The organism is Bradyrhizobium sp. 179 (assembly GCF_023073535.1).
In the GTDB taxonomy this organism is placed as follows: domain Bacteria; phylum Pseudomonadota; class Alphaproteobacteria; order Rhizobiales; family Xanthobacteraceae; genus Bradyrhizobium.
The window spans coordinates 30176-55535 of sequence record NZ_JADPJR010000076.1; the positions used below are offsets into that span (position 1 = coordinate 30176).

The following is a 25360-nucleotide window of genomic DNA, read 5'->3' on the forward strand; positions in this document are numbered from 1 at the left end:
TAACCACAAAGAGCTAACCATCCATCGTGCTTCCATTGCGGTGTCGCATCGGGGAAGGTCGGGTTAGCTGAGGTCAGGAGAGGGCTCAAGACTTTCCTCCCAATCTTCCTTTCATCCGATTTCATTTCATCTTGTGCGGGAGTCTGCATATGGCGAGACCAAGCACGTCCGTAGATGTGGCGGTCATTGGAGCTGGCCCCTATGGATTGTCGCTGGGTGCGCATTTGCGTGCGCGTGGTGTGGAGCACCGGGTTTTTGGAGAGCCCATGGGAGCATGGAAGAACAACATGCCGCCTGGGATGCTGCTGAAATCGTTCCCTTGGGCAAGCTGTCTGTCCGATCCGAACTCCGAATTCGCATTGAAGCGGTTCTGCGCGGATCGTGCCCTGCCCTATCATCACTGCCTAATGCCGCTTCCGCTCAGCCGGTTTATCGAATACGGCGAAGCTTTTCAGGAGCGTTGCGCGCCCGCGGTGGAGCGCAAGATGCTGAAGATGCTGGAACCCAGCGATGGCTGCCTCCGCGCCAGTTTTGACAACGGCGAAGTAGTTCACGCCCGCCGCGTGGTGGTGGCGGTCGGGCTGCATCCCTTCATGCGTCTGCCGCCCGAGGCCGCGCATCTGCCCGCCGAGCTGTGCTCGCATAGCGGCGACTACGGCCCGCTGGAGTCGCTGGACGGCAAGGACGTGATCGTGGTCGGATCCGGATCATCCGCGTTTGATCTCGTAGCGCTGCTCCACGAACGAGGCGTTTCGGTTTCGCTCGTTTCGCGTCAGTCGCATCTGCACTTCGCCGACCGGCCTCGCCCCCGCACCTTCTTTGAGCGCACCACTGCCCCGATGAGCGGACTTGGGCATGGCTGGAGTTTAGCAGTCTGCGCCCACGCTCCGCAGCTGATCCGCCTCCTGCCGGAGCATCTGCGTGTCGGGCTCGCCAACACGCGCGCGCTGGGTCCCCTGGGCGGTGCCTTCATGAAGGATCGTGTCATTGAGCAAGCGCCGCTTTGGCTCGGTCAGACCGTCCACGGCATCGAGACCCGCAATGGGAAAATCACGCTGGACCTGCACGACGCGGATGGCGTGAGGACCCGGAAGCGCGCCGACCACGTGATTTTCGCCACCGGCTACAAGGTTGATATCAGTCGGCTGAATTTCCTCAATCAGGGGCTGCTGCGCCAGATCCGTCTCGTCCAGGGAGCCCCGCAGCTCTCGGGCCACTACGAGACATCCGTACCAGGTTTGCATTTCATCGGTCCCGCCGCCGCAAACAGCTTCGGTCCGGTGTGTCGCTTCGTCTACGGCACGTATCACCCGGCCCGGCATCTCGCCCGACATCTGTCCTCCCCGCTGTCGCGCTCCCAGCCTGCGCCCCGGATCACGGCGCTCGAGCAAACGGTGCTGCCATGAATGCCCCAACCTCCAGCATCCTCGCTCATGTCGGCGCCGTGCCAGTCGCCCAGCCAGGCGCCATGATGCCGGCATTGTCAGTGACGTTACCCCGCGTGAGCTTCATCATTCCGACGCTCAATGAAGCCAAGAACCTCCCTTGGCTTCTGCCGCGCATCCCGACCTGGGCGCACGAGATCATTATCGTGGACGGTCGGTCGACCGACAACACAGTCGCCGTCGCGCGCCACCTGCGGGAAGACGTGAAAGTTGTCATGGAGCCGCGGCGCGGCAAAGGCGCAGCGCTGCAAGCGGGATTCCGGGCCGCCACAGGCGACATCATTGTGATGCTGGATGCCGACGGCTCGATGGTCCCGGAGGAGGCAATCGTCTTTGTCAGTGCGCTAATGGCCGGCGCGGATCTGGCGAAGGGATCGCGCTTCCTCCAGGGCGCCGGCACCGATGATATGTCGTTGTTCCGGATGCTCGGCAATTGGGGTCTTACTCTGATCGTGCGGCTGCTCTATGGCGGTTTGTTCTCCGATCTGTGCTACGGATACATGGCGTTCTGGACCAAGCACGTCGCCACCCTGAACTGCGACTGCGACGGCTTCGAGGTCGAGACCCTCATCAACGTGCGCGCGTTGAAGAACCACCTGAACATCGTCGAGGTGGCAAGTTTCGAAGCTCCGCGCATCAGCGGCGAGAGCAATCTACGCGCTATCCCGGATGGTTGGCGAGTCCTGAAGACTATCCTGCGCGAGAAGGTGCTCTCGCCGGTCTCGCTGGTTGCTTATGGATATCCCTGAGCAGCAACGGAAGCCATAGTGACGATGGACTAGGCGATGCGAATTCTGGTGGTTGCCGCTCGCTGCTACCCCTTCATCGGCGGCATCGAAACCCATATCCAGGAGGTCGGGCCGCGCCTGGTGGCGCGTGGCCATACGGTCGACGTGCTCACCACCGATCCCTCTGGGAAGTTGCCGTTTGAGGAGGAGGTCCGCGGCATGCGTGTGCAGCGCGTGCCGGCTTGGCCGAAGGAGCTGGATCTCTATGTTTCGCCCGGCATTTATTCGGCGATCCGGCGCGGGGCGTGGGATTTGATCCATTTCCAGGGCTACAACACCTTCGTGGTTCCCATCGGACTGCTTGCGGCGATCCGCGGCGACGTTCCGTTCGTCCTGACCTTTCACAGCGGCGGACATTCTTCGTGGCTGCGGAACGCGGTGCGCGGGACCCAGCGCGCGCTGCTGCGGCCGCTGTTGGCGCGCGCCGCACGACTGATCGGCGTCTCCGACTTCGAAGCCGACTTCTTCAGCACCAGGATGGACATCCCCCGAGAAAGATTTGCCGTCATTCCGAACGGCGCCGCCATGGCGGCTCCGAGTCCTGGGATCACAGTCGACCCTTGCTTGGTCGTCTCGGGCGGCAGACTCGAGCGCTACAAAGGTCATCACCGCGCGATTGCGGCCCTGCCGGAGCTGATCCGCCGCGTGCCCGAGGCGCGGCTGCGCATCGTTGGAACGGGTCCGTATGAAGGAGAGCTGCGGACCCTTGTCGCAAAGCTTGGGCTCGAGGCGCGCGTGACCATCGCCGCCATCCCCGCTTCCGAGCGGCAGAGAATGGCAGATCTGCTGGCGAGCGCAGGCCTCTTCGTCCTGTTCAGTGAGTACGAAGCTCATCCGGTCGCCGTCATCGAAGCTCTTTCGCTGCGCCGCCCGGTGCTCGTGACCGACACGTCCGGGCTTGGAGAGCTGGCATCGAAAGGACTCTGCCGGGCGATTTCGCGCGACGCAAACCCGCGTGCGTTGGCCACCGCCATGGCCGAAGAACTGGAGGCCAATCGGGAGGTTCCGGACTTGGCGCTTCCTGACTGGGATGCATGCGCACAAGCGCTGAGCGAGGTGTACCGTGACGTCGTGGGCAGCCGATCCACAGTGCGCCTTCGGCCCGGCGGCGGGCTGCCGTGGTCTGCTGAGACCGGAGCATGACCCCGCTGATGCCGGCTCATCTTACCGGAGCAACCGGGACAAGCCCGCTCCAGACCGGAGTCCAATTCGTCTCGGCAGTCATCGGCCCCGATCTTCACGGCGGCAGCTCCGACGTCCCGACACGACCGGTGAGTTGCGGATGGATCGCGGTCTTGTGCCTGACGACGGCCATGGCGCTGTTGCTGGTCGTGGCGGGACACGCCGCCGGGCGCCGAGCCTACGAGGTGGCGCCACTGCTTTTCTGGTCTGGCGTGGTCCTGCTGGTCGTCCCGATCAGCCTTCGCATGGGCTGGCCCAGGATCGCCCGGGGCGAGCGCCTTTTCCTGCTGTTCCTGCTTACCGAGGCTATGCTCTACTACAAGGTTGTCTATTCCCCCACGAGCTTCATCGCTTACGACGAGTTCTTGCACTGGGTCGTAACAGACGATCTCTTGGCGGCCCGCCGGCTGTTCCTCCCCAACCCGCTTTTCCCGATTGGGCCAACCTACCCGGCACTGGAAATCCTGGCGACGGCCATCATTAATCTCACCGGACTCCCATTATTCGTAGCGGCGACGCTCCTGTTGATCATCCTGAGGGGCACGCTCATCGTCGCCTTGTTTCTGCTCTACGAAAACATCACGGGATCGCCGCGCATCGCGGCCATTGCCTGTCTCGTCAATATGGGCTGCACAACCTTCGTCGTGTTCGAGTCGATGTTCTCCTACGAGAGCCTCGGCATTGTGCTGTGTGTGCTGATCTTCGCGGCCGAAGCCGCGTCCAGGGATTTCGTCGGGCGAGAGAGGCTGAAGGCGCTTGGGCTACTCGCTTTGCTGCTGGCGAGCCTCGCAGTCGCGCATCACCTCTCAGCCATCTACGCCGCCATCTACCTCGGCGCAGTCGCGGTCCTCGAAGCTTTGCGCCGCGACGGCTCGGTGCGACCCGGGACGAGGATCGCCATGGGCATCACGGGGACGCTGGCCATCGCGCTGCCGCTGCTGTGGGTGCAGATCAGTGGCAACCTTCTCACAGCCTATCTCGGCCCCGTTGTTGAGGGCGGCTTCAAGGCATTGCTCGGAAACATTATGGGCGCGTCCACCCCAAGCTCGGAGCACCTCAGCGCGCCAGCGGTGCCCATCGGCCTACGACTGGCCACGTTGCTCGGACTCCTGCTCGTGTCACTCGCGCTGGCGACGGGATTCTTTCGGTCGCTGGCTCTCGCAGCGTCGAGCGGCGCGCGGGCGAGTTGGCGTCTGGTCCAGGACATTCTGGCAGGCCGCTGGAAAAATAGCCGCATAGTGTTCCTGACCGTACTGGCCTTCGGATTCCCGATCTCGGTGGCCTTCCGGCTGACCAACGCCGGATGGGAAATCGGCAACCGCATGGGAACGTTCGTGTTCATCGGCGTCGGGCTGGTCGTTGCGGTGAGCATTGTCCATTTCTGGCAGGGCCGCGCGCCACGCGGATGGCGCCGCATCGCACCTATCGCTGCTCTGGCGCTCATCGTGCTCGGCGGTATCGCGAACTCTACGCTGAATCCGATTCATGGGCGTTACAGGGTGGCCGCCGATGGGGGATCAGTCGAGGCGATGGGGATCGAAACAGCACGCTGGAGCAGGCAATGGCTCGATCCCGGCAACCGCTTCGCGGCCGACCGCATCAACCTGGTTTTGCTTGCGACCTACGGGCGGCAGGACGTCAGGACCAAGGTCGCCCAAGGCGTGTATTCATCGCGCGTGTTCGAGAACGAGACACTGGGACCTAATGAATTTTGGGCCCTCGCGCGAAGCGACCTCGATTTTCTGCTGGTGGACCTGCGTCTGACCACGGCTCCGCCGGTGCTCGGCTTCTACTTCCAGCCGTGGGATGCACGACAGGGAACGCCGCTCTCCGGCACCGAGTTGCTCAAATTCAATGACGTCAAGGGTATCACTCGCATCTACGACAACGGCTGGATCATCATCTACGACGTGAGGGGATTGCATGGGAGCTCCGAGTAACCGGGACCTTCTCGCCGCCTGCTTGTGGGCGGTGACCACGGTGGCAGCCGTTGCGCTAAGCGATAGCGTGCTCCTTCGCACCGTCCTGGGCGCACCCATGGTGTTCCTTGTCCCGGGCCATGTGGTGCTGCGAGCCACCGGCACAAGGACCGTCTCCGTGTCTGAACATCTCGCCTACGCGGTTGGCGCGAGCCTCGCTGTGGGCATCGCCGGGGGCTTTGCCCTGAACGCCGCACGCTTCCTGACGTCGCTCGGCTGGGCGATCTGGTTCTGCGTCGTCACGGCCGGCACGGCGCTGGCGGCCGTCCGCCGCGGCGACGCTCCAGATCTGCCAGCCTGGCCGGGTCCGCTGCGGGTCCGAGCCTGGCAGATAGCCGCGATCGCGTTCGCGATGCTTTTGGCGACCGGAGCTTATGCGCTGGCCGTCCGCGACGAAGCGACTTACCGACAATTCAGCTACACGGAGTTCTGGATGTTGCCACCGACCGGCGGCTCGGGTCGGCTTACCGTCGGGGTCCACAGCGCTGAGACCCAAACTCAGCTTTTCGACGTGGAGATCACCATCGACGGGCAACCGTTCGCCCTTTTCCGCTCGCTGAACATCGCGCCGGGGAAGACTTGGTTGCGACACATCCCGGTACCCGTCTTGGCCACCGCGCAGAAGGCGCAGGCCCGACTCTACAGGCCGGAGGACCATCGACTCTATCGCAGCGTTTCGACGCTGGTGCCACGCATCTGAAAGGAGCCGACAATGCGCATCCTGCTGCTGGCACAATTCTATCCTCCGGTGATCGGGGGCGAGGAGCGGCACGTCCGCAACCTCGGCAGAGCCCTGGCGCAGCGCGGACATAGTGTGAGCGTCGGGACCTTCATGCATTCCGGATCAACAGACACTGAGTTCGACGGCCCAGTCCGCGTACATCGCCTGCGCGGGACGATCCAACGCCTGTCAAATCTGCACGCCGATTCCGAGCGCCGCCACGCCCCACCCTTCCCCGACCCCGAACTGCTGCTGGCGCTGAAGCGACTGGTCGCAGAGGAGAGGCCGGACATCGTCCACGCTCATAACTGGATCTACGCCTCCTTCCTGCCGCTCAAGGTTCTCGATGGCGCGCGCCTCGTGGTGACGCTCCATGATTACGGCCTCGTCTGCGCCAAGAAGAACTTCATGCATCTGGGCACTCATCTGTGCGATGGCCCGCGGCTCGCGAAGTGCCTGCCCTGCGCTACCGCGCACTACGGCGCCGTGAAGGGCACCGCGACCACGTTGGGCAACTGGGCCTCGAGCTTCGCAGCCCGGCGCGTGGTGGACCGCTTCATCGCGGTGAGCCACGCGGTGGCGCGACATACCGGTCTCACGCGAGGTCGCGCTGCCTACGAGGTCATCCCGAATTTTGTGCCCGACGATATCGGAATTCTTGGTCCAGAAGATTCCTGCGTGCGGGAGCTGCCCGAAGATGGATTCATCCTGTTCGTCGGTGACATGATGCGGCTCAAGGGCATTGACGTTCTCCTGCAGGCCTATGCCCGCCTGGAGCAGGCGCCGCCGCTGGTCCTGATCGGACGCCGGGTCGCCGATACGCCAGCCGAGTTTCCGCCGAACGTTCGCGTTTTCAGTAACTGGCCGCATTCCGCCATCATGCATGCATGGCACAGATCGCTGTTCGGCGTGCTGCCATCGGTCGGGCCGGAAGCCTGCGCGACCGTCATTATGGAAGCGATGGCGTCCGGCAAAGCCGTTGTCGCAACCGACGTCGGCGGCATGCCGGATCTGGTCGATGACGGTGAAACGGGGCTTCTCGTGCCGCCAAGCAACACGCAAGCCTTGACTCGCATGATGCAATCACTCCTGGACGACCGCACCTTGCTGTCCCGCCTCGGAACGACAAGTCTCGCCCGCGTGGGGCGCCTCAAGGCCGGTGCGGTCGTGACCCGGATCGAGCAGGTCTACGGCGGTGTGCTGTGCCCCTCCGCCAGCAGCGTCGTGCTGCCGGCGGAGCAGCGTTCGGGAGAGCCGTCATGCTAGCGCTCGCCAGGACGGCCATCATCCGCGCACCGGGGATTTTGCGAAAGTGTGCCATTCTCGTTACGAATTCGGGCGCTCTCGCGATCGGAACGATAGCGATGGCGGGCCTTGGATTCGTCTATTGGTGGCTTGCCGCGCGGACGTTTCCGCCGGAGGTGATCGGCAACGCTTCCGCCCTGCTGTCCATGATCGGCTTGGTCGCTCTCCTTGGAGAAGCCGGACTCGGGACCCTTGTGATCGGCGAAGTGGTCCGGCATCCCGGCAGGGAATCAGGACTCGCGGCTGCGGCGACGTGTGTCGGGGGGGTGATCGCACTCGGCGTGGCGCTGTTGTTTGTATTCGGCGAGGCGCTGTTCGTACCGGCTGGACCAATCGACGATTGGTTGAAGGCCGGCCTGTTTGTCCTCAGCTGCATCCTAACCGTGCTCAGCATAGTGCTCGATCAGGCGCTGGTCGGCAATCTGCGCAGCAGCGGGAGGATGGTCCGGCAGGTGCTGTTCTCCGCGTTCAAGCTGATGCTGGTCGCTGGAGCAGCCTACGTCGGCTTCGCCTCAAGTACCGCGATTGTCCTGACCTGGGTGGCTGGCCTGCTGGCGTCCTGGATCGCCCTCGACCTTTTGACCCGGGGCGGTGCGCGCCGACTCGTTGGCCTCCCCGATTTCCAGCTGCTGCATAAGCTCCGGCGCAAGGTGTTTGATCATTACGCTCTCGATATCGCCTCTCAGGCCTCAGGCCTGCTCATGCCTTACCTTGTGCTAGTTCTCCTGTCGCCGACCATCAACGCCGTCTTCGTGTCGGTCTGGATGCTGGTCTCGGTGGCCGCAATGATTCCGGCAGCCATGGCCACTGTCCTGTTCCCCGTGGTCAGGGCGAATTCGGCACAATCCAAGCACTACATCCTCGTGTCGCTCACGGTGTCATTGCTGTTCGCGCTGATCTGCGCCAACTTTATCTTCCTATATTCGCAGCAGATCCTGGCGCTCTTCAATCCGGCCTATCCGAAGATCGCCGGTTCTAGCCTGTGCCTCCTCGGCTTCAGCTTGGTGGGATCGGCACTTAAGTTCCACGCCTGCGCTCTGGCGCGGCTTGCCGACAGGATGCGCAAGGCATCGTTCTGGTTCGCCTTTGGCGGCGCGCTGGAGCTTTGCCTGGCGGTCGCGGGCGCGAAGCTCGACGGGCTTGAGGGCCTGGTGGTGGGCTGGACGCTCTCGGTCAGCATCGAGGGTGCGTGCGCCGCCTTCGTCATCGTCTTTGCGACTAGGCTGGATTCCGTCTCCGGTCCCCTAAGCGAGGAGCCGGCGCCATCGCTCTAGAGACCCGAGGAGGTGCAGCACATGACGTCGAACACGACCACCGACATGACGACGAGTCAGTCGCGGGCGCGGAGCGCGTCGCGCTATCCGCATCCCGGCGGTTCGACTTCTGCATCGACACATCCTCTCATGAATACCCGTAACCGGCGGCATCAACGAGGCGAAGGCGCGGCTCGATGCGCTAAGCAGATAGCGTCACGGCCCGATCAGCGAAGTGCCGATAGAGCGGGGCCGCAGAAAGGAATTTGGACAATTGCGGGCGATGCTGGCCGCTCTTGCTGCGACATTGGCTCCGCTGCTTTTGCCCGTTCAGCAGTCCTCGCTGGAGGCGCAGGCAAAAGATGCCTGGCGGCAAAGCGTTCATTTGCTCCAAGGTGAATTTGAGGATGAAGCACAGCTCTCGCTGTGATTATATTTGGGGGTGATGGAATGATATCAAGACGGACCGTCTTTCTTGCGATGGCCTTACCCAGAGCGCTTGCCGCTTGCCCAGGCTCTTTCGGCGCCCAATCGCAGGGCTCGTCGCAGTCAGTGTCTTCTACTCCTACTGCAGCACCAACACCGGCATGGACTCCCACACCTCAGTTGCAAACCATCACTCCGGCTCCCATTACCGGAATTATTAAAAACCCTGGCATTGGCTATCAGACGTTTTACAAGTCGGCGGCATCAGACACTCAACTTCCTTCCTCGACGATGTACATCCGGGTGAATTGGAGCGAAGTGGAGTCGGCGCCAGGCGCCTTTAATTTTGCGGTGATTGACCATGCACTGTCCTCCGCGAAGTCCGCCGGACAACGCCTGGCCTTCCGAATCATGGGTTACGAAGAGGGCAATTTCGGACCTGCCGGCCTGAAGAACGGGGGGTTTCCCGGCTTCACTTTCAGCTTTGACCGATTTTCGGGAGTTTGGTTTCCCGACCTCACACAAGACGTCGTCCAGCAAGATCTTGCGGCGCTCGTTTCGGCCCTTGGCCAGAAGTACGGCAACAACCCGGCGATTGATTCGGTGGACATTGGCTTTGTCGGCGATTGGGGAGAGTTTCATTTCTGGCACACATCACCCACGCCGCCATATCCGAGCACGTCGGCCCTCAACGGTTTGACCGATAAGTTCCTCGCGAATTTCAAAGTGCCGGTTGTGATCGGTGGCGATGTACGAGCAGGCGATGACAGCGCATTCAAGTACGCGATTCAAAGCAAGGTTGGATGGCGGGTCGATTGTTGGGGAAACTACGCCTCTGGCTGGAACCACATGCGGAACGCTTACCCTGCGATCCTCGCAGAAGCTCCCAAGGCCTGGCAGAATGCGCCGGTGATCCTTGAACCCTGTGGCGTGATGTCAAACTGGGTTGCATCTAACTATCCGTGGCAGCAGGCCTTGCTGTGGGCGATTGACAATCATGCCTCTCAGTTTAGCAACAAGAGCTCTCCCATCCCTTCAGTGATGCTCCCGTACGTGCAAGACATGCTCACAAAAATTGGCTACCGTTTTGTTTTGACTCAAGCGCAGATGCCGACTTCTGTGGCTCATTCTTCATTTACTCTGCGTCTCAACTGGTCAAACGTAGGAAACGCCCCAATGTATTTTGAGCGCCGCTTGCTTGTAAAAATCGGCTCGCTGGTTACAGATACTGGAATTACAATGAAGGGTTTTCTTCCCGGAAATCGAACAGATACTCCGATTATCAGCGTGGGAGGCTTGGCTTCAGGGACGTACTCGGTCCAAATCGGACTTGCAGCTCCCGGAAATCTTGTTCCAGACATCACGCTCGCGATCGCCGGGGCAGGCCCTTGGTACACGCTGGGCAATCTTGTCGTGGGAAATTTGGTCCCGTGAGCCCGACCGACATACGCAACGCCAAGGTTGTTGGCTGAAGCGCTGATCGCGCGCGGAATGAAACTGATTACCAACGGTACCGATCATCACATGATAACCACATCATGGTGATCGATACGGTGGTGGCCCTTTGGTCTGGACGGCGCGGCAGCTCAGCATATTTTCGATTTCAATCGCCAGCATGGGGAACAAGCAGCTGATTCCCGGCGATCCTCTCCCGCCCTTGAGACCGAGCGGCATTCGTCGTGGCACCCCGGCTGTTACCACCCGTGGAATGGATGAGAGATTTGCTCAGTTTATAGCGACCGCATTGTGCGGCGCCGGCGAAGCCGCGCTGGTCGCTTCCCCGCGCCCGCGCTCGAGGCCCACACTCTTCGACCCGCAACGATCGCTCCCAAGGGGCCATGCCGCACGGCCCGGCTGGCACGGACAAGGCTGCCGCGGAGCAGAAGCTGCTGGTGCCGCCATCGCGGAATACGCGCGCCTGTTCACCATGGACCGGATCTGGATCTCCGGCAGGAATTTTCCGCGCGCGGCCCGGATCGCCCGGCTGGCCTCCTCGACTGGCGCGACTACCCGGCATGTAGCGATGTAGCGATTGCATCAGGATCCGGGCGCGCCCCGGATCATTGCTACTCATATCTTCATAAAGTCAGTCAGTGTACAGCATGCGGCAGACACTCAATAGGGATGAGAAATTGGTTCAATTGTCGAAGGTCTCCTCGTACTTCTATGAAACTGCGTCCATCAAATTCCATCAGGCAGTAGTCAAATGGTTGTACGATCCTATGAGCGTCACTTCCATACCGGATAGTCTCGGCCATGATAACCGGCCTATATTTTCGAATCGTCTCTAGACCCCCGGCAAGAACCCGGTATTCAAGTCCTTGAACATCGATCTTGATGAAATCCGGCTCCAATTCCAAGTCGTCTAGGCGCGCCAGAGAGACTCGCTTAGACGTCACTGTCAGCTTTTTTGGATCGAACCCTGCTACCCACTTTTTACTAAGCCACCCCTGGGCGCTCTCGTAGTCGAAGGATGCCAGTCCACTTAGCGCGTTCCCATTATACGATGGGATAAACAATTCCGCCTCGCCAGTTTCGTTAGAAAGTCCATTCGGAATAACAGTTAGTTGGGGGAATTTCTTCGTCAATCGTTGAAGCTTGCGGAATACGGTAGGATTAGGCTCGAAGCTTAGGACTTTTGCGTTCGGAAATAGAGTATAAAGGGACAGCACCGATTGTCCTACATTTCCGCCGGCATCGACCAACAATGGCGGATTATTGAAATTCAGCAACGCAAGGGCGCGAAAGTCACGTTCGTGTGGGCGGCGCATCCAGTACATGAAAGTATAACGCCATTGGGAAGTCGCAAGGTTGTAGCCATGCGGAAACCTGAGGACTACCATAGCCGCGAGCCGTCTCGCATGATTTTTAAGCTCATAAGCATTTAGAGCAATTAGCCGAGCTAGGATTGAGGGCGTTCTTACCATTTCCCCAACCTTCCGGTTATAATAAAACGAGTGATCTGATGCTTGAAGGCCAATGGCGTTCGGACAATCCGCTGAGCGTCATCACTTCGGACCCGTCCTCTTGTCCGCGACAGCACGACCACTCGCCTCGGCACGTTCGACGGCACGCCCGACCGGCGGTCTGTCGCCCATCGCGCAGTCGGGACCGACGCGCCGGCCTGCGCCTTCTCGCTTTCGCCCGTGATGATGTTGATGAGGTCGCTAGGCAGCAACACGGTCATCCCGGTGGCCCGATGGCGACCGGTCCGCCCGCAGTCTGCGACCTCGTAAGTCACCCCGTTCATCTCCTTCGCCGCAAACTGGACGCGGATCGCCGGCAACGTGCGCAGGACAGCTTCGCTCATGTTGAACTCACGCTCATTGTCCGCGATCTCTGGATCGCGAGGCAATCGGACTTGAGGAGGCAATCGGACTTGAGCCCGGATGACGACAACGCGCCCTCCATCCTCCCATCCTTAATCCGTGACCGAGCGGCCTGCTTCTTGCTGGTTGGTGGCGGTGCGGCCGCCGGGCAATCTCTGGTCCGGGGGCAAAGCCGGAGTTGACGAGTTGGGCTGCTCTGCCGCATCGCCCTCGCCCACGATGATGTTCACGAGGTCGCCCGGCTGCAAGACCGTCATGCCGGTGGACTCGATGCTGACCGGTCCGGCTGCGGTTTGCCGTACAAGGCGGTAGCTCACCCGATTCGACTCCTTCGCAAACTGGGCACGGGTCGCCGGCAGGGTCGTCAGGACGCCTTCGCTGCTGCTGAACTCGCGCTCATTGGTCGCGATTTCGCGCTCAGTGGCATCGATCTCGACCTCGAGATCGTTGCGGAGGTCTGCCTGGACCCGCAACGATTCCGCCTCCAGCGAGGTCAGGCGCTGCTTGGCATTCGAATACTGGGTGTTCGCCTCTTGCCGACGTTGCTCGGCGTCCGTCAACTCGGTCTGGACCTGATTGAGCACCGTCTTGCTGATGACATTGCGCTCGGCGAGCGCTCGCATGCTGTTGACGCGCTCCTGGCGCAGCTTGATGAGCTCATCGAGCGAGTCCATGCGCCCGTACACCATGAGGTCCTGCTTGGCCGAGTCCAGCGCGTTCAGGACTGCGGTCTCGCGGTTCTTGCGGGCAATGGCGACGGCTTTGCGCTTGTCCCGCTGTTCGTTGAGGAGATGGGTCGCTTCGGCGGAGCCGACCAGCTCCAGCAGCCGCGCCGGAATCCTGGGCTCCGTCTTGTCGCGCTCACCTTTCAAGACAGCCGCGCGCGCCAACAGTTTCAGCATCGTGCCGACCGCGCCGTTCCGCTTCTGAATTTCCCGAACGGCCTCGACCTTCTGCCACGGTTCGTTCGCGGTCCGGTCGAGCCCCCCGGCCATCGCGATCGCGTGCAGAACCGTCATCCCAGGCGCGTATTTGAACGAGCCCGCACTCTTGACAGGCCCCAGAACATAAATCGGCGAGCGCTCGAGCGACAGGATGTTCACCATTCCTTTGCGGCCGAGCAGTTGCTCGAATGATTTCAGCAAGGCGGTCTGCACCTGCTCCGCTGAACAGGCGATGACCGAGATGGAGCCCAGCAGGGGCACGGAAATCGTGCCGTCCTCCTGGACGGTGTACTCCCCGGTCAGTTCCGGACGTTGCTGGATGCTGCGCAGGGCCGAGGAGGTGCGCCCCCACTTGTCCTCCTCAAGGTCCACGCGCTCGTAGAACGCGACCTTGAGACGGTCCCCAACGCTGAACAAGCCCCTGATCACCGTGGTCGGCGTGCCTGGTGCAGCACTAACCGCCGTGGAGCGCCCGGTGGCAGCGGGAGCAGCTGAAGCGGCGGTCCGTTCTACGGGTGTCGCGGCCGGCGCATCCAGTACCGCTACGGCCTCTCCCGAGAATTCTGGCGTGGCTCCAGATTCTGCAGATTCTGGTGTGGCTCCAGTCGGTAAATCGTGCCGGCCTCCGATGGCGGCAAACACCTTCTGCGTCAGCGCTGAGGACACAACGTTGACCGGTTGCCGGTGTCCGAGCGCTTCCGCCCCGAGGATGACAAGCCCGGACACTCCCAGGGCCAACAGGATCGGCTTGATTCTCCTGCGGGAGGAGCCCGAGGCTACCGGGGGGGTCTCAGGTTCGTCATTGTCTAGGGCTTCCATGGCGCGTCCTTTCGATTTCGAGGATCACCATCCGTCCCGGAGTGGTCGTCGGGCAAGCGCGAGTGCCAAGGTCGCACGCCATATCGTGGGCCTTTGGAGCCACCGCCACAATCGTCTCTTTGTGGGCACCTCTTTTGCACCCTCGCGCACTCTCCTGGAGCAAGGCGCTTCCACAAAGCAACTTCAGAGCGGATTGCCCCCCGTGCTGCACGAGCACGCCTCTGTGCCACAGCGGATTGCTCCCCTCCCCGCAAATGTACCGCAACGACTTGCACGAGACCGCATTTGCTATTCGCGTTGAACTCCGCCGGTCGATGGAATTGCCGAGTTTTAGGAAAACGCCGCCAAGTTCGCTATTTTCTTTTGCTTAATAGCGCCAGTGCGGCGAGCGCTGTTCGGTTGTTGATTTCAAGCCTCCCATAGATGCGGTGGAGGTGCACGCTGATTGTGCCGTCGGAAAGTTTGAGCCGGCGGCCAATTTCCTTGTTCGATAACCCTTGGGACACCAGGGACATGATCTGGCGCTGCCGATCCGTGAGTAGGTTCTCGTAGACCATGATAGCCCCGGTTTGATCAGAGGGGAGCGCCGAAGAACCGCTCTGGCGACTCATGAGCTGCCGCAGTGACTGCGCCAGTGTTTCGATTGCCGCATCTTTTGGAAGGACCGGGTACGCACCGGCAGCTGCCGATATGACGGGCTCACCGTTTTCGACGGACGCCGCGAAAAAAACGAACTGCGTAGGGAATCCCTCGGAGTTTGCGATGGCGAGGATTTCCAGCCCGGACACGTCGGGCAGCGAAATGGCGATGAGTGCTATGTCGGGCACTAACCTTCGGATCGCGTCAATGCACTCCTTGCCATCGCGGCAAGTTGCAACAACTTCGAAAGCATATTGCCTCCCAAGCACGTTCGTCAGACTGTGCAGAATCCCTGGACGGGGATGTGCGATTACCACACTTGCGCAGCGCATGGCGTCCTGACGCTCTGCTCCCGACTTCCAATTAACTAATTAAAATTTAAAATATAATGCCATAGCTGGGACTGCGTTCCTGGACGATTATTTCCTTTTAAGTTGCGGGCCGAGGGTAACCGTTCGGTGAGGGCCGCGGGATAAATTGCGTGGCGCGGTGGCCCGATAAGGCCGCAGACTGAACGGGGGTTCTCTTCCATTCCCAAGGCAGCAGCTCATTGAGCCGATCTTGCGGGGTGCTGGCGATGCGGGCCAAGACGTCCGCCAGCCAGGCTTGCGGATCGAGGTCATTGAGCTTTGCCGTCATGATCAGCGTCGCCACGGTGGCGGCGCGGTCGGCACCACGTTCGGAGCCGGCGAAGAGCCAGCACTCGCGGCCGAGGGCAAAGCCGCGCAGCGCGCGCTCCGCCGCATTGTTTGTCAGGCAGATCCGTCCGTCATCGACGAAGCGGGCGAACCAGTCCCAGCGGCGCAGCATATAGCCGATTGGCTTGGCGACCGCGGACGAGTTCGACAGTCGAGCGCGTTGCTCGCGCAGCCATGCTTCCAATGCCGTCACAAGCGGACCGCTTTGTTCCTGGCGCACCGCGCCGGCGACTGACTTCACCGAACTCACCGCCCCACAACACCGAGTTCATTTCGTACGCTCAGTGAATGGGCGCCATAGGCGGCACGCCATACCGCAAGCCGGCTTACTCATTCTTTGTACTTGCAGTCTACGCGGCAGCGGAATGATCATGAGGACCGGCCATGTCGCGGCCAAACCGTCTGGGCTGCACCGGAAACAATCCAGCAACCCTCTTCTGCGCTCTCCTCTCCGCGCTCCCCTCGCCATCACGCAGACGCCGCAACAGTAACAGTACCTACCGAAGCAACGCCTCGATCCGCGCTCTCGCCTCCTTGATTCCTTTAGCGTCAGCCTTCGCATATAGATCTCGCGCCTTAACGGTATCCGCTCGCGTTCCATACGTTCCCCATTTAGAAAGTATCGATGGGTCGTAGGTCTCTGCTAGTGCGAAGGTTGCCTGAGCACTGCCCATTTCGACCGCCCGCTCCAGGACGGTCCGCCCCGCGCCGATGTCACCTTGTCCGAGTAGAACGTTCGCACGCGCAAGTAGCCGTGCTGATTGATTAGCTTCTTCGGAATTGGGCTGAGCATCGCCGCGTGCGCTCGCCGGTGTTGCGCCTTCGGCGATGATTTTCCCGTACGGTTCCACCCGTCTCTGAGGTTCGACTCCACCAACGATCGCGATCTTGGCAGCCGATAGTTCTGTCTTGTCAGGAAGAGAAGTGTTCCGCGTCAACGCGAGATCACTCTCCAGCCGCTCGGCCCTCGTGCGCTCCTTCTGCAGAGAGCTGCCAAGGTCATCTGTTTCGCGCGCCGCTTTCTGTTTCGTTTGGGTGGTGTCTTCCGTCGCTTTGCTTACCAGCTCCGTCTGCGCGTCCACATTCGAGCGCGCCGTAGCCAGATCTTTTTCAAGATGCGCGGCCCGGTCGCGCTCCTGCTGCAGAGATCTTCGCAGCTCTCCCATATCGGCCTCCACCGCCTGGTCTAGCTGTATTGCTGTCTCACTGGCCTTCCTGCTGGCTTGCGCTTCGTAGGCGTAAAGCTTGGTGCGGGCGACGGAGAGCTCCTCCGCCAATGCGTTAGCTCTCTCGTGCTCCTTGTGCAGCTCCTCCTCTAGCTGCTTGGCCCGGTCCGGCTCCTCTTGTATAGGGCTGCGCAGCGCCGGTGCAACTGCTGTGGCCTGGCTGGGCTCTGCCACTCGAGCGCCTGCATTGCATGATTGAGTCTCATAGGCATAGATTTTGCTCCGCGCCTTCGAGAGCTCCTGTTCGAGCGCCTGGGCCCTTTCCTGCTCCATCTGCATTGATTGGCTCAGTTCGGTGAGGCCGCCTGGGGCTTGTTTCAGCGGGAAGGCGTGTTCACTTGCTTTGGCTGTCAGTCCGACTTGGGTCTCGAGATCGCGTCGGGCCACCGCGAGATCCTGCTCCAGCCGCCTCGCCCGCTCGCGCTCTCTCTGCAGGGATTCACGCAGCTCTGCGGCCCCGCTCTCCGACTCCTGTCTGAGCCCGGAAATTTCGTCGCTCCTCTTGGCCACCAGTGCAGTCTGTTCTCCGATCTCACGCCGAGCGATTGCAAGATCCGATTTTAACTCATTCGCAAACTCACGCTCTTGCTGCAGCTGCTGCAGCGTCTTCTGCAACTCCGCTGTGCCGCGCTCCGCCAACTGGCCTGCGCGGTCAGCTTTTTCAGTTGCTTCCCTCGCCAGCGTGGTCTGGCTTTGAACATCGCGCCGAGCGGCTAGGAGATCTTGCTCGAGCTGTTCGGTTCGATTGTGCGCCTGCTCGATATGTTGCAGCAAGTCGATATCGCGCTTTGCAACAGAGAGTTCGCACTCCAGCGCGTCTGCTGGCTGGTGTTGCTGTCCAATAGACGGCTTTAACCGGCCTGTGTCGCTCGTCGTAGCTTGCGCCATCCGCGCGAGTTCATGCCGGCTCTCCGGCTTCGGATGCGGCTTATCTTGGTCCTGATTGACGGCCGACCCGCCACTCTTAGCCGGAACCCGAGTAGCCAGAACCCGAGCATGTTGCCAATCCGGTGGCGCACGTCGCGCCTGATCAAGGAAAGCTTGAGTTCCGGACGTCCACGTCATAGCGAGGAGAGCTGAAGCGATCCACAAGGGCCCAGACAGATTATTCACTGTGTCTTGCTCCAATAGGCATTTTGCCTGAATGAGGTCTTCTCCGAAACCTGTTGCAGTCTCCGCGAGTGCAGGTGATTCCACGTCAGTGTTTGTCAGTTTTTGCATTCGGCGATCGAGATGCAGCAACCGGGCAGGAACCATCCTGCATGCATCATTATGCAGTTCGCTCGGCTATGAGCTACTCCTCCGAATGGTGTACCCTCGTACCTACTTCGGAGTTACACGGCGGCGGGGGTCGACCTGGACCAGATCGGCGAAGACAAGAGCGAGCGGCTGGACATGGTGCCGGCGCAGTTCCGCCTTGTCGTTCCAAGTACGTCTGCCGTGCCTGCGAGATGGCGTCCTGCAGGCCGAGGCTCCGGCGCGGTTGATCGCCAGGGCATCGCTGCGGATCGAGCGACTCTGGCGAACTGGGCTGGGCATGCTGCCTTCCACCTGCGCCCGCTGCATGAGCGCCTCCTCACGGTGCTTCGCGCGAGATCAAAGCTGTTCGCCGACGAGATGACGGTGCCGGTGCTCGATCCCAGTCGAGGGCGTACCAAGACCGGCGAGGTCTGGGCCTATGCCGCCGACGGCACGCCCTGGCGCCTCGATCCGCCAGCATCGCCTATGTCTATGCACCCGACCGCAAAGCCGAGCGGCTGTGCAGCCATCTTGCTGGGCGTCCTGCAGGTCGATGGCTACAACGCCCACCCGAAGCTTGCAAAACGTGGCGAGGCCGAGCTCGCCTTCTGCTGGAAGCACGTCCGGCGCAACTTCTACGAACTCGCGGCAGCCGCCCCGCTCCGATCGCGAGCGAAGCGCTGAAGCACATCGTCGTATTCTATGCGATCGAGATCCGCGGCCGCAGCGCGGAGGAGCGTCGCCTCGTGCGGCAGCAGAAGAGCGGACCACTGGCCGATAGCTTCGAGGGATGGCCGCGCGCCAAGGTGGCTCTCATCAGCCAGAAGATCAAGCTCGCCGAGGCCATCCGCTACGCCCTCTCGCGCCGGCAAGGCTTAACGCGCGTCATCGAACTGGACAACAATACCGTCGAACGATCAATCAGTAGTACCAAGCTCCGTCGCAAGAACGCACTCTTTGCCGATTCCGACGGCGGTGCCGAACACCGGGCTGTTGTCACCTCCCTGGTCAAGACTTGCAAGCTCAACGGAGTCGATCCGCTCGCCCATCTCACCGACGTCCCATCCTCAAAGGGCCTCCAAGCCGCGACATCGACCAGCTACTGCGTTCGGCCTACCGCGCTCAAGCCCTCAAAGCTGGCCTGAGAACGACATACTTCCTTCTCGGCGAAACCGATACCAAGCTGTCAGACTGGATGATGCTGGTCTGAACTTTGACAGAAGGTCAGCTCTGTGATCTCGCGCTTACATGGCGAGGTTCGCGAGCGGAAAGCCACCGTAAACACGCAGATCAGGCCGATAAGCGATCTGGTCCCGCGTTCGCAGTTTATAGCAAATCATATATAGACTTCGATTTAATTATAATGTCCGATAATTAATGAAGCCGCGCGACATTTAATAAATGCTGGTGACTCCTGATCCCAATTTGGATCATTTTGTTTTCAAGAAATGCAAGCGCAACAGCACGACTGCGGTTGCCGTAAGCTAGCAAGCAAATGGGCGTCTCACCGACTTTTGTCCATAGCAAGGTTGGACATTAACGCCGTCCAGAATCAACGTGGAGGGTCGGCTCAACCAAATCCAAGCATCTCTTTGGGTGTAGATCGGAGAGCCAGTATGAGTCGGAGACATTTTTTCGGAACCATACTCCTGGGAAATAGCAGCTTACTTAAAGAAGGCGTTGCCAGAATCCTGCGTTCGGCCAACTTTCGCATCGTGGCTTCAGTGGCATCCGCCGACGATCTTCAAAGCGGCAAAGTCAAATCACGCCAACTGCTATTTATCGCTATCCATACCGGCGACAACTTTGACTTACCAAAGCAAATTGAGCATTTGAGGGCCCGCAACCCGGATGCTCGAATCGCAGTGGTTACCGATCGCTGTCGCCTAGAAGAGCTGGTCTCAGCATTTCGGGCAGGAGCTAGTGGCTATTTCGTTGATATCATGACCTCCGAAGTGTTCACAAAAGCATTAGAACTGGTGATGATGGGTGAAACAGTTCTCCCCTCGGCATCTTTGCCATTCGTGCTCGGGCCTGAAATCGCGCCCGCAGAACACGCCGGCCCAAACAGCGCCGACGACGCGCTCCTCGCTGCCACTGAGGACATTGCGCCCCAGCTTTCGCCACGGGAGAAATCGATCCTGCGCTGTCTGATCGATGGCGATTCTAATAAATGCATCGCACGGAAAATCAACATCGCGGAGGCCACCGTGAAGGTCCATGTCAAGGCGATCCTTCGCAAGATCCGGGTCCACAATCGCACACAAGCGGCGATTTGGGGGATGAATTGCGGATGGCTGCCACGAACGAGTGGCAACGGTCACGGCAAGTGACCGCGTCGTGAGAGCAACAATGAGTCAAAAACGTAGCACCACGCGAGAAGGCGCCGGCAAACCCTGAGCACGACATGCTCAAGTAGGCGTACGAATGCGACTGTTTGGAAGTGTGCTCACGGGAGCCGGAGAGACGGTGGGCACGGCACTAATGCGCCTTTGCCCAGCCCTGCATCAGTCTCAATTAAACAGGCAGCTGCCCTTCACAGTCACTCGCGTGCCGGAGCGCGTATGCGGCCAGTAGTCCCACATCGCGCGGTGCTGGGTGCAGCCGTTGTCCCAAAGGGCGATGGCATTCTTGGTCCAGCGGAAGCGGCATTGAAACAGCGGGTTTTCGACATGCTGGTAGAGATAGGCGAGCATCGCGTCGCTCTCGTCGTTCGGTGGAGCTTGCCGGAGCATTCGAAGAATGGGGCTGACATACCAACGGGGTAGTCACTTTGAGCATTTGATTGTATTTCGTATTTCGCTTTCGCTTTGATGCTCAGCGATGGCACATGGTCGGATCGCTTCTCCAAGAATGTGCCTCAGGCCAAACAAGTCAGGTACCAAACAATTCAGGTACCAAACAATACGGTCACGCTCCTTGGCTTGGTGTAATCTCCGCCACCCCAAGCTGCTGAAGTGTCAGCCACATTAGACGACACGTATTCACAGGATGATCGATCATGCAATCGCCCTCAATAGCGTGGTGACTTAACCATAAACGACTCAGGCCAGATTGCCTGGTGTTACTACAACGATGTTTGCCGCGGGTTGTCTGTAGCGGCGGCAGCTACACCAATGAATAGGGTGTGAGAGGATGTCACGCTCAGGCGAGGGCTGGTCTGCAGAACAGGTTCGACAATGACCGTCTGCGAAGCGGCGCGGGTCGCGTTGTTCACTATATTCATTGCAGCCGCCTGGCTCGTCGAACCATCCCTCGCGCAAAGGCGACCATCCGCTTCTCCGAATGAAAGCGCGAATGTGCCTCCGGCGAAGGAAAGCGCCCCCAGGAAGGAAGCCGGAACATCCGAGAACAGGTACAGGGCCGGAGTCGTTACTGGTACACCGCGCAGCACCGAATTCGCCATAGCTCAAGAAATCGCAACCGCGTTGGCCAGCGGTCAAGAGACCGGCCCTCGCGGAGAGGTGGCTTTGCGGGTAATGCCCATAGCGGGGAACGGTGGCATCAGCAACATCCTGGACATGCGTCCCGCCTCGGGAGCCGACATGGCAATCGCGCCCGTCGTCTTGGCCAATCGAGTGCGTGATTCAGGGACATTCGGCGATATCCGTCAGAAGCTTGTCTACATTACCGTTCTTTTTCCCCAAGAGTTCCATCTGCTCGCACGGCCTGAAATCAGAACTCTGACAGATCTCGGGGGAAAGACAGTCAATCTCGGCGAAGAAGGCAGCTCTGGAGCTGTACTTGGTCGTGACGTGCTCAATCGCCTAGGCGTCACGATCAGCGAATTGAACCTGGGTTTGGACGCCGCGCTAGATGGAATGCGAAAGGGGCAAATATTCGCCACCCTGTTGGTTTCGGGAAAACCGGTCAACTTCTTAGCGCGTTATCAGGAATCCGAAGGCATTCACTTCCTGCCGATCCCGTATTCGCCAAGACTGGAGGATGATTACCTGCCATCGGCTTTCCGTCACGAGGACTATCCAAACATCATCCCGGCTGGCGAAAGCGTCGGCACGATTGCAATCCAATCCGCTCTTTTCGCTTACAACTGGCCGATCCGCAGCGAGCGGTTCCAACTAACGGAATTGTTTGTCCAGACATTGTTCTCGCGATTCCCCGACTTTCTAGGGGACGCTCACCACCCAAAGTGGAGAGACGTGAACTTGGCGGCGCTGCTTCCGGGGTGGCAGCGATTTCGTCCCGCAGAGCGCTGGCTCCAGCGGCCACTGGGGAAGAGGCCGGACTTCGTAAGACGTTCGGCCGATTCCTCGAACAGAAATCAATCGACAATCTGTCCGAACGCGAAGCCCTGTTCCAGCAGTTCGTGCGGTGGGAAGAACGGAAACCGGCGGAGTGAGCGAATCGGGAGACCTGAATGCGCAATCGAGTAGCCGTCGCGGCACTAGCTGCATTGCTCGGAATTACGGCCGACGTGCGACGGCCTTGCGCGCAACCTGATCGAGCCGAACGCACGGCGGGGGAGGCGCCTGCATTAATGCGATTGCAATTGGCCCATCATGAAGTGGAAATGCACGCCCGAGGTCATGGCCGCGACAAAGTACACAGGAGGCCTCACGTCTATCGTTCGCTTCCAAATCAGCGGAAGATTGCCGAAAGGGACGGTTACCAACGGGTCAGCGAACTCGTGAACTTCCCAAAGTTCTTTCCAGGTCTTGGCATCATCTTTGTCAAACCCGAAACTTTGCCGCTAGGGCCCTTCCTTTGCTTCGATCGGAAGGATCGCTTGGTAGCGACCGTGTATATGGTCCCGACAAAAGATATCAACGATCACAAACCAATGGAGACCACCGGGTTCGCCGGACGAGTTGACCACGTCAGCTTCTACTTCAACCCGGGTCACCCCGGAGTGGACATGCCGCACTACCACGTTGTGATCTGGCATGTGACCAAGAAGCAGGAAGAGCGCGTTGCGAAAACGCGCACAACACCACCGGGCAAGACGCCAGTACACCGGCTCGTCCTCGGTCACTAGGGCTACCCTCGGTTGACGCGGGCAGCGCGGCAAGGGAAGGAATCCGACGAGGCACTCAACTCCGTCGCAAAAACAATGCCTCGGTACGCGCTGGAGCACCCCGCTCTGGACGGAGCTTCTTTGCTAGCACCAGCAGGTCACCAGCAGCCCCTTTGGCGACCTGCCCTGCTTCCTTGGTCCGATCTCTGAAAGTCTCTCGAGCAGGCATCTTTGCAATCGCCTCTTCAAGCTCGACCGCGATAGCCCTGTAGCGTGCGAGCAGCCTCGCGAACGCATCCCGCTTGAGTTCACTCTTCGCGGCCTGCTGCGTGCGCTCGCATTCTGCAATTTGCCCGCGAAGTAGCTCTAGGTGGGCTTGCTTCATGGTCGTTCCTCTCCGGGAATGTACCCATTTTTCCCGAAAGGGTCCCACGTTAAGCCGGATGTCCTCTCCGGCTAACATAGATTAAAGGAACTTCGGACTTTTCCCGTTCTGCGACGCAAAATCATTCGCACGTAGGTCGATTTAAATTCTTCTGCACCCGGATTTAGATCGTTTTGCCCGGTCTATTTTCACTGTGTGCGCGCTGCAGCGAAAACATTGCTGCGGCTTCGTCTTTCTAGACGACTTCATCCGACCCGCTCTTCTTCGGCAATAGGCGACCATCGTTTATCGGGCGAGGAAGGCGCTGCGCACAGTCCTACTCCGGCGCGCTCACTTCGATATTGCGGCGGAGACGGGGGAGGCACCTTCTCGGCGAGCGCCGCAAGCTCTTCAGCGATAAGCGGACCTGACAGCGGCGCCCGCTGATCCGTTAAGGCTTTCCTTTGATCGCGCAGCCGACAGCTTTCTTCGATGGCAACTTGGGCGCGGAGATAGCCGCGGGAGCGGCCTTCGCCGAATTTTAGGTGATAGGAACAGCTCTCCACGGCTCGCGTTGGCCGTGCCATTGATGCTCTTGCTAGGAGGGCTGAGATGCAGAGGGAGATTTGGATTGTAGTGGGGGCTTTGTCCTCAATCACCCTACTCGCGAGCATCTGCATCGTAGCCCTGCCCAAAATTTCGTTCGACCAAAGAGGCGTGCCGAACTCCGATGCATCTATGCTTTTTGTGTCCAAGAACAGCCCATATATGCGGAACGAGCGCTAGCTGCCCACCCGAAAGACGACCCTATCCGGAACATGTTTTCGACTGCAGCATTTTACCGCCATGAGAGGTACTTCTTTCATGTCATTCACGGCCGGACGCACGTCGACGAGGAAGGCGAGGAGCTGCCTGACAAGCATGCCGCATGGAAAGAGGCCACCGTTATGGCCGGGCAGACCCTACACGAGCTCGACGGAAAGCTTGCGCCCGGACGCGATTGGCGGATGGAAGTGACGGACGAGTTTCAAAACACGCTCTTCGTCTTGCATATCCAGGCGAACGTCAGCTGATACAGCCGCGGAAGGAAAGTGACCGGTCAGAAGATCACTCTCGGCCAATGTGAGGCGCCGCGCCTGCGCGCGAGCCTCTGGTCGTGGTCGACGCTCACCGACATGGGGGAGTCGCTCGGCGGCCGCCGCGCTCTCGCGGTCGCCTAGCGAGAGCAAGGGCAAGTAATGGCGCGCGATCAGAAGATCACGCTCGGTCAGATGCGCAATCCGGACGGCGGCCGCGGCGGCACACGCCACCTGCTAGTTTGTTGCGCCGACTACAAATGCGGCCACATGGTCCGGCTGGCGTCGGCCGAGGTTGACCAATGGCCGGATGACCTGCGCCTGTCGGATCTCGAGCCGAAGTTCACCTGTCGCAAATGCGGCCGGCGCGGCGCCGATGTGCGGCCGGATTTCGATTGACCCGAGATGGGCCTGCGCGGTTAGAAGTTGTCCAATTCGCTTTGCGTCCCGCGCATACAGGCCTTCACAAACTCTCGTTTTGCACGGTCCTGTCCTTTTGCAATTCCGCCCGCACTGGAAAAGCCGCGTTCCCTGGGACACTCCGGACGCGTGTCGTCCATTCGACTGCACGCTCGCGAGCATGTGGGGTCCGTGCGGTCCTGAATCCAGCCGTCCTCGCGCTCGCGAATGACGCGGACTTCGTGCAGCACGGACCCTTCAACGAAAACCTCGGCGATGACGGAAGCCCCCCGGCTATTGAGCGATCAGGCGCGCCTCAGAGTCCAGCCGCGGGAAGCGGGGGAGAGAGAACGCAAAACATTCCGTGGAAGTTTTCGCCAAGGCTCCGCTGCTCCTGGTTGAGAGTTGGTTCGCACGACGGCGTTGGGAGAACCGCGGTCGCAACCTTCATGCGGTGTCGGGCGACGTGGAAAATTGACCCCCTGACGACACGAGGAATTGACCCCCTCGCGACACGGTCAGAACGGGGGTTTTATGCAGCGACTCAGTTCAG

General features: G+C 60.3%; 21 protein-coding genes and 3 pseudogenes. 15 read left to right on the plus strand and 9 right to left on the minus strand.

Annotated elements, in window-relative coordinates:
• Positions 1 to 149: 149 nt before the first annotated feature.
• From IVB12_RS19035 to IVB12_RS19075, 9 genes are all read left to right on the plus strand, one after another.
• Complete coding sequence (locus IVB12_RS19035; protein ID WP_247301090.1) at positions 150 to 1406, plus strand: NAD(P)-binding domain-containing protein; 1257 nt, start codon at positions 150 to 152, stop codon at positions 1404 to 1406.
• The gene (locus IVB12_RS19040) at positions 1403 to 2194 is read left to right on the plus strand and encodes a glycosyltransferase family 2 protein (RefSeq protein ID WP_247301091.1); all 792 of its coding nucleotides are present in this window, start codon (positions 1403 to 1405) and stop codon (positions 2192 to 2194) included. Before IVB12_RS19035 ends, IVB12_RS19040 begins: the two co-directional genes overlap by 4 nt.
• Positions 2195 to 2230: 36 nt before the next feature.
• Complete coding sequence (locus tag IVB12_RS19045; protein WP_247301092.1) at positions 2231 to 3376, plus strand: glycosyltransferase family 4 protein; 1146 nt, start codon at positions 2231 to 2233, stop codon at positions 3374 to 3376.
• Positions 3373 to 5355, plus strand: a complete 1983-nt coding sequence (locus tag IVB12_RS19050) for a hypothetical protein (RefSeq protein WP_247301093.1) — start codon at positions 3373 to 3375, stop codon at positions 5353 to 5355. The genes IVB12_RS19045 and IVB12_RS19050 overlap by 4 nt, the downstream gene beginning before the upstream one ends.
• Before the next feature lie 157 nt (positions 5356 to 5512).
• Complete coding sequence (locus IVB12_RS19055; protein ID WP_247301094.1) at positions 5513 to 6094, plus strand: hypothetical protein; 582 nt, start codon at positions 5513 to 5515, stop codon at positions 6092 to 6094.
• A gap of 12 nt (positions 6095 to 6106) precedes the next feature.
• Positions 6107 to 7381 carry a glycosyltransferase family 4 protein gene (locus tag IVB12_RS19060; RefSeq protein ID WP_247301095.1) on the plus strand — a complete coding sequence of 425 codons (1275 nt, stop codon included), beginning with the start codon at positions 6107 to 6109 and terminating at the stop codon, positions 7379 to 7381.
• Between the two features lie 98 nt (positions 7382 to 7479).
• On the plus strand, positions 7480 to 8694 hold the full coding sequence (locus IVB12_RS19065; RefSeq protein WP_247301096.1) for a hypothetical protein: 1215 nt from the start codon (positions 7480 to 7482) through the stop codon (positions 8692 to 8694).
• Positions 8695 to 8956: 262 nt separating this feature from the next.
• Positions 8957 to 9103 (plus strand): hypothetical protein, encoded by a 147-nt coding sequence (locus tag IVB12_RS19070; RefSeq protein WP_247301097.1) that lies wholly within the window; start codon positions 8957 to 8959, stop codon positions 9101 to 9103.
• Between the two features lie 176 nt (positions 9104 to 9279).
• On the plus strand, positions 9280 to 10533 hold the full coding sequence (locus IVB12_RS19075; RefSeq protein WP_247301098.1) for a DUF4832 domain-containing protein: 1254 nt from the start codon (positions 9280 to 9282) through the stop codon (positions 10531 to 10533).
• 656 nt (positions 10534 to 11189) lie between these two features.
• Here IVB12_RS19075 and IVB12_RS19080 read toward each other — a convergent pair.
• The 7 genes and pseudogenes from IVB12_RS19080 to IVB12_RS19110 all read right to left on the minus strand — a co-directional run bounded on the left by IVB12_RS19080 (position 11190) and on the right by IVB12_RS19110 (position 18320).
• Complete coding sequence (locus IVB12_RS19080) at positions 11190 to 11879, minus strand: FkbM family methyltransferase (RefSeq protein ID WP_247301099.1); 690 nt, start codon at positions 11877 to 11879, stop codon at positions 11190 to 11192.
• 140 nt (positions 11880 to 12019) lie between these two features.
• Positions 12020 to 12409, minus strand: a complete 390-nt coding sequence (locus tag IVB12_RS19085; RefSeq protein ID WP_247301100.1) for a hypothetical protein — start codon at positions 12407 to 12409, stop codon at positions 12020 to 12022.
• Positions 12410 to 12520: 111 nt separating this feature from the next.
• Positions 12521 to 14191 carry a polysaccharide biosynthesis/export family protein gene (locus tag IVB12_RS19090; protein WP_247301101.1) on the minus strand — a complete coding sequence of 557 codons (1671 nt, stop codon included), beginning with the start codon at positions 14189 to 14191 and terminating at the stop codon, positions 12521 to 12523.
• A 353-nt stretch (positions 14192 to 14544) separates the two neighbouring features.
• On the minus strand, positions 14545 to 15162 hold the full coding sequence (locus tag IVB12_RS19095) for a response regulator transcription factor (protein ID WP_247301102.1): 618 nt from the start codon (positions 15160 to 15162) through the stop codon (positions 14545 to 14547).
• A 97-nt stretch (positions 15163 to 15259) separates the two neighbouring features.
• Positions 15260 to 15751, minus strand: a pseudogene (locus IVB12_RS19100) (transposase); the annotation flags it as partial.
• Between the two features lie 274 nt (positions 15752 to 16025).
• Positions 16026 to 17975, minus strand: a complete 1950-nt coding sequence (locus tag IVB12_RS19105; protein WP_247301103.1) for a hypothetical protein — start codon at positions 17973 to 17975, stop codon at positions 16026 to 16028.
• A 102-nt stretch (positions 17976 to 18077) separates the two neighbouring features.
• Positions 18078 to 18320 (minus strand): hypothetical protein, encoded by a 243-nt coding sequence (locus tag IVB12_RS19110; RefSeq protein ID WP_247301111.1) that lies wholly within the window; start codon positions 18318 to 18320, stop codon positions 18078 to 18080.
• Here IVB12_RS19110 and IVB12_RS19115 point away from each other — a divergent pair.
• Together IVB12_RS19115 and IVB12_RS19120 are read left to right on the plus strand one after the other, a co-directional pair.
• Positions 18273 to 19138, plus strand: a pseudogene (locus IVB12_RS19115) (IS66 family transposase). The gene IVB12_RS19110 and the pseudogene IVB12_RS19115 overlap by 48 nt on opposite strands.
• Positions 19139 to 19609: 471 nt before the next feature.
• A complete protein-coding gene (locus IVB12_RS19120; RefSeq protein ID WP_247301104.1) occupies positions 19610 to 20326 on the plus strand; it encodes a DNA-binding response regulator in 717 nt (238 codons plus the stop codon).
• Between the two features lie 180 nt (positions 20327 to 20506).
• Here the strand turns inward: IVB12_RS19120 and IVB12_RS19125 are convergent.
• A pseudogene (locus IVB12_RS19125) lies at positions 20507 to 20704 on the minus strand (TauD/TfdA family dioxygenase); the annotation flags it as partial.
• 468 nt (positions 20705 to 21172) lie between these two features.
• Between IVB12_RS19125 and IVB12_RS19130 the strand changes: the two are divergent.
• A complete protein-coding gene (locus IVB12_RS19130) occupies positions 21173 to 22387 on the plus strand; it encodes a TAXI family TRAP transporter solute-binding subunit (protein WP_247301106.1) in 1215 nt (404 codons plus the stop codon).
• Positions 22372 to 22989, plus strand: coding sequence for a hypothetical protein (locus IVB12_RS19135; RefSeq protein WP_247301107.1), 618 nt, complete (start codon positions 22372 to 22374; stop codon positions 22987 to 22989). The genes IVB12_RS19130 and IVB12_RS19135 overlap by 16 nt, the downstream gene beginning before the upstream one ends.
• A 55-nt stretch (positions 22990 to 23044) precedes the next feature.
• Here the strand turns inward: IVB12_RS19135 and IVB12_RS19140 are convergent, their stop codons facing one another.
• A complete protein-coding gene (locus tag IVB12_RS19140) occupies positions 23045 to 23353 on the minus strand; it encodes a hypothetical protein (protein WP_247301108.1) in 309 nt (102 codons plus the stop codon).
• Positions 23354 to 24150: 797 nt separating this feature from the next.
• Here IVB12_RS19140 and IVB12_RS19145 point away from each other — a divergent pair.
• Together IVB12_RS19145 and IVB12_RS19150 are read left to right on the plus strand one after the other, a co-directional pair.
• Positions 24151 to 24405: a hypothetical protein gene (locus tag IVB12_RS19145; protein WP_247301109.1), complete on the plus strand. Its 255-nt coding sequence runs from the start codon at positions 24151 to 24153 to the stop codon at positions 24403 to 24405.
• A gap of 165 nt (positions 24406 to 24570) precedes the next feature.
• A complete protein-coding gene (locus tag IVB12_RS19150; protein ID WP_247301110.1) occupies positions 24571 to 24807 on the plus strand; it encodes a hypothetical protein in 237 nt (78 codons plus the stop codon).
• Positions 24808 to 25360 lie beyond the last annotated feature (553 nt).

Coding starts and splice junctions, on each gene's coding strand:
- IVB12_RS19110 (WP_247301111.1), bottom strand. CDS start 18,320: ATGCAGCGGGCGCAGGTGGAAGGCAGCATGCCCAGCCCAGTTCGCCAG.
- IVB12_RS19060 (WP_247301095.1), top strand. CDS start 6,107: ATGCGCATCCTGCTGCTGGCACAATTCTATCCTCCGGTGATCGGGGGC.
- IVB12_RS19135 (WP_247301107.1), top strand. CDS start 22,372: ATGCGCAATCGAGTAGCCGTCGCGGCACTAGCTGCATTGCTCGGAATT.
- IVB12_RS19105 (WP_247301103.1), bottom strand. CDS start 17,975: ATGCAAAAACTGACAAACACTGACGTGGAATCACCTGCACTCGCGGAG.
- IVB12_RS19040 (WP_247301091.1), top strand. CDS start 1,403: ATGAATGCCCCAACCTCCAGCATCCTCGCTCATGTCGGCGCCGTGCCA.
- IVB12_RS19145 (WP_247301109.1), top strand. CDS start 24,151: ATGTTTTCGACTGCAGCATTTTACCGCCATGAGAGGTACTTCTTTCAT.
- IVB12_RS19050 (WP_247301093.1), top strand. CDS start 3,373: ATGACCCCGCTGATGCCGGCTCATCTTACCGGAGCAACCGGGACAAGC.
- IVB12_RS19070 (WP_247301097.1), top strand. CDS start 8,957: ATGCTGGCCGCTCTTGCTGCGACATTGGCTCCGCTGCTTTTGCCCGTT.
- IVB12_RS19150 (WP_247301110.1), top strand. CDS start 24,571: ATGGCGCGCGATCAGAAGATCACGCTCGGTCAGATGCGCAATCCGGAC.
- IVB12_RS19130 (WP_247301106.1), top strand. CDS start 21,173: ATGACCGTCTGCGAAGCGGCGCGGGTCGCGTTGTTCACTATATTCATT.
- IVB12_RS19120 (WP_247301104.1), top strand. CDS start 19,610: ATGAGTCGGAGACATTTTTTCGGAACCATACTCCTGGGAAATAGCAGC.
- IVB12_RS19090 (WP_247301101.1), bottom strand. CDS start 14,191: ATGGAAGCCCTAGACAATGACGAACCTGAGACCCCCCCGGTAGCCTCG.
- IVB12_RS19065 (WP_247301096.1), top strand. CDS start 7,480: ATGGCGGGCCTTGGATTCGTCTATTGGTGGCTTGCCGCGCGGACGTTT.
- IVB12_RS19140 (WP_247301108.1), bottom strand. CDS start 23,353: ATGAAGCAAGCCCACCTAGAGCTACTTCGCGGGCAAATTGCAGAATGC.
- IVB12_RS19085 (WP_247301100.1), bottom strand. CDS start 12,409: ATGAGCGAAGCTGTCCTGCGCACGTTGCCGGCGATCCGCGTCCAGTTT.
- IVB12_RS19045 (WP_247301092.1), top strand. CDS start 2,231: ATGCGAATTCTGGTGGTTGCCGCTCGCTGCTACCCCTTCATCGGCGGC.
- IVB12_RS19080 (WP_247301099.1), bottom strand. CDS start 11,879: ATGTACTGGATGCGCCGCCCACACGAACGTGACTTTCGCGCCCTTGCG.
- IVB12_RS19095 (WP_247301102.1), bottom strand. CDS start 15,162: ATGCGCTGCGCAAGTGTGGTAATCGCACATCCCCGTCCAGGGATTCTG.
- IVB12_RS19035 (WP_247301090.1), top strand. CDS start 150: ATGGCGAGACCAAGCACGTCCGTAGATGTGGCGGTCATTGGAGCTGGC.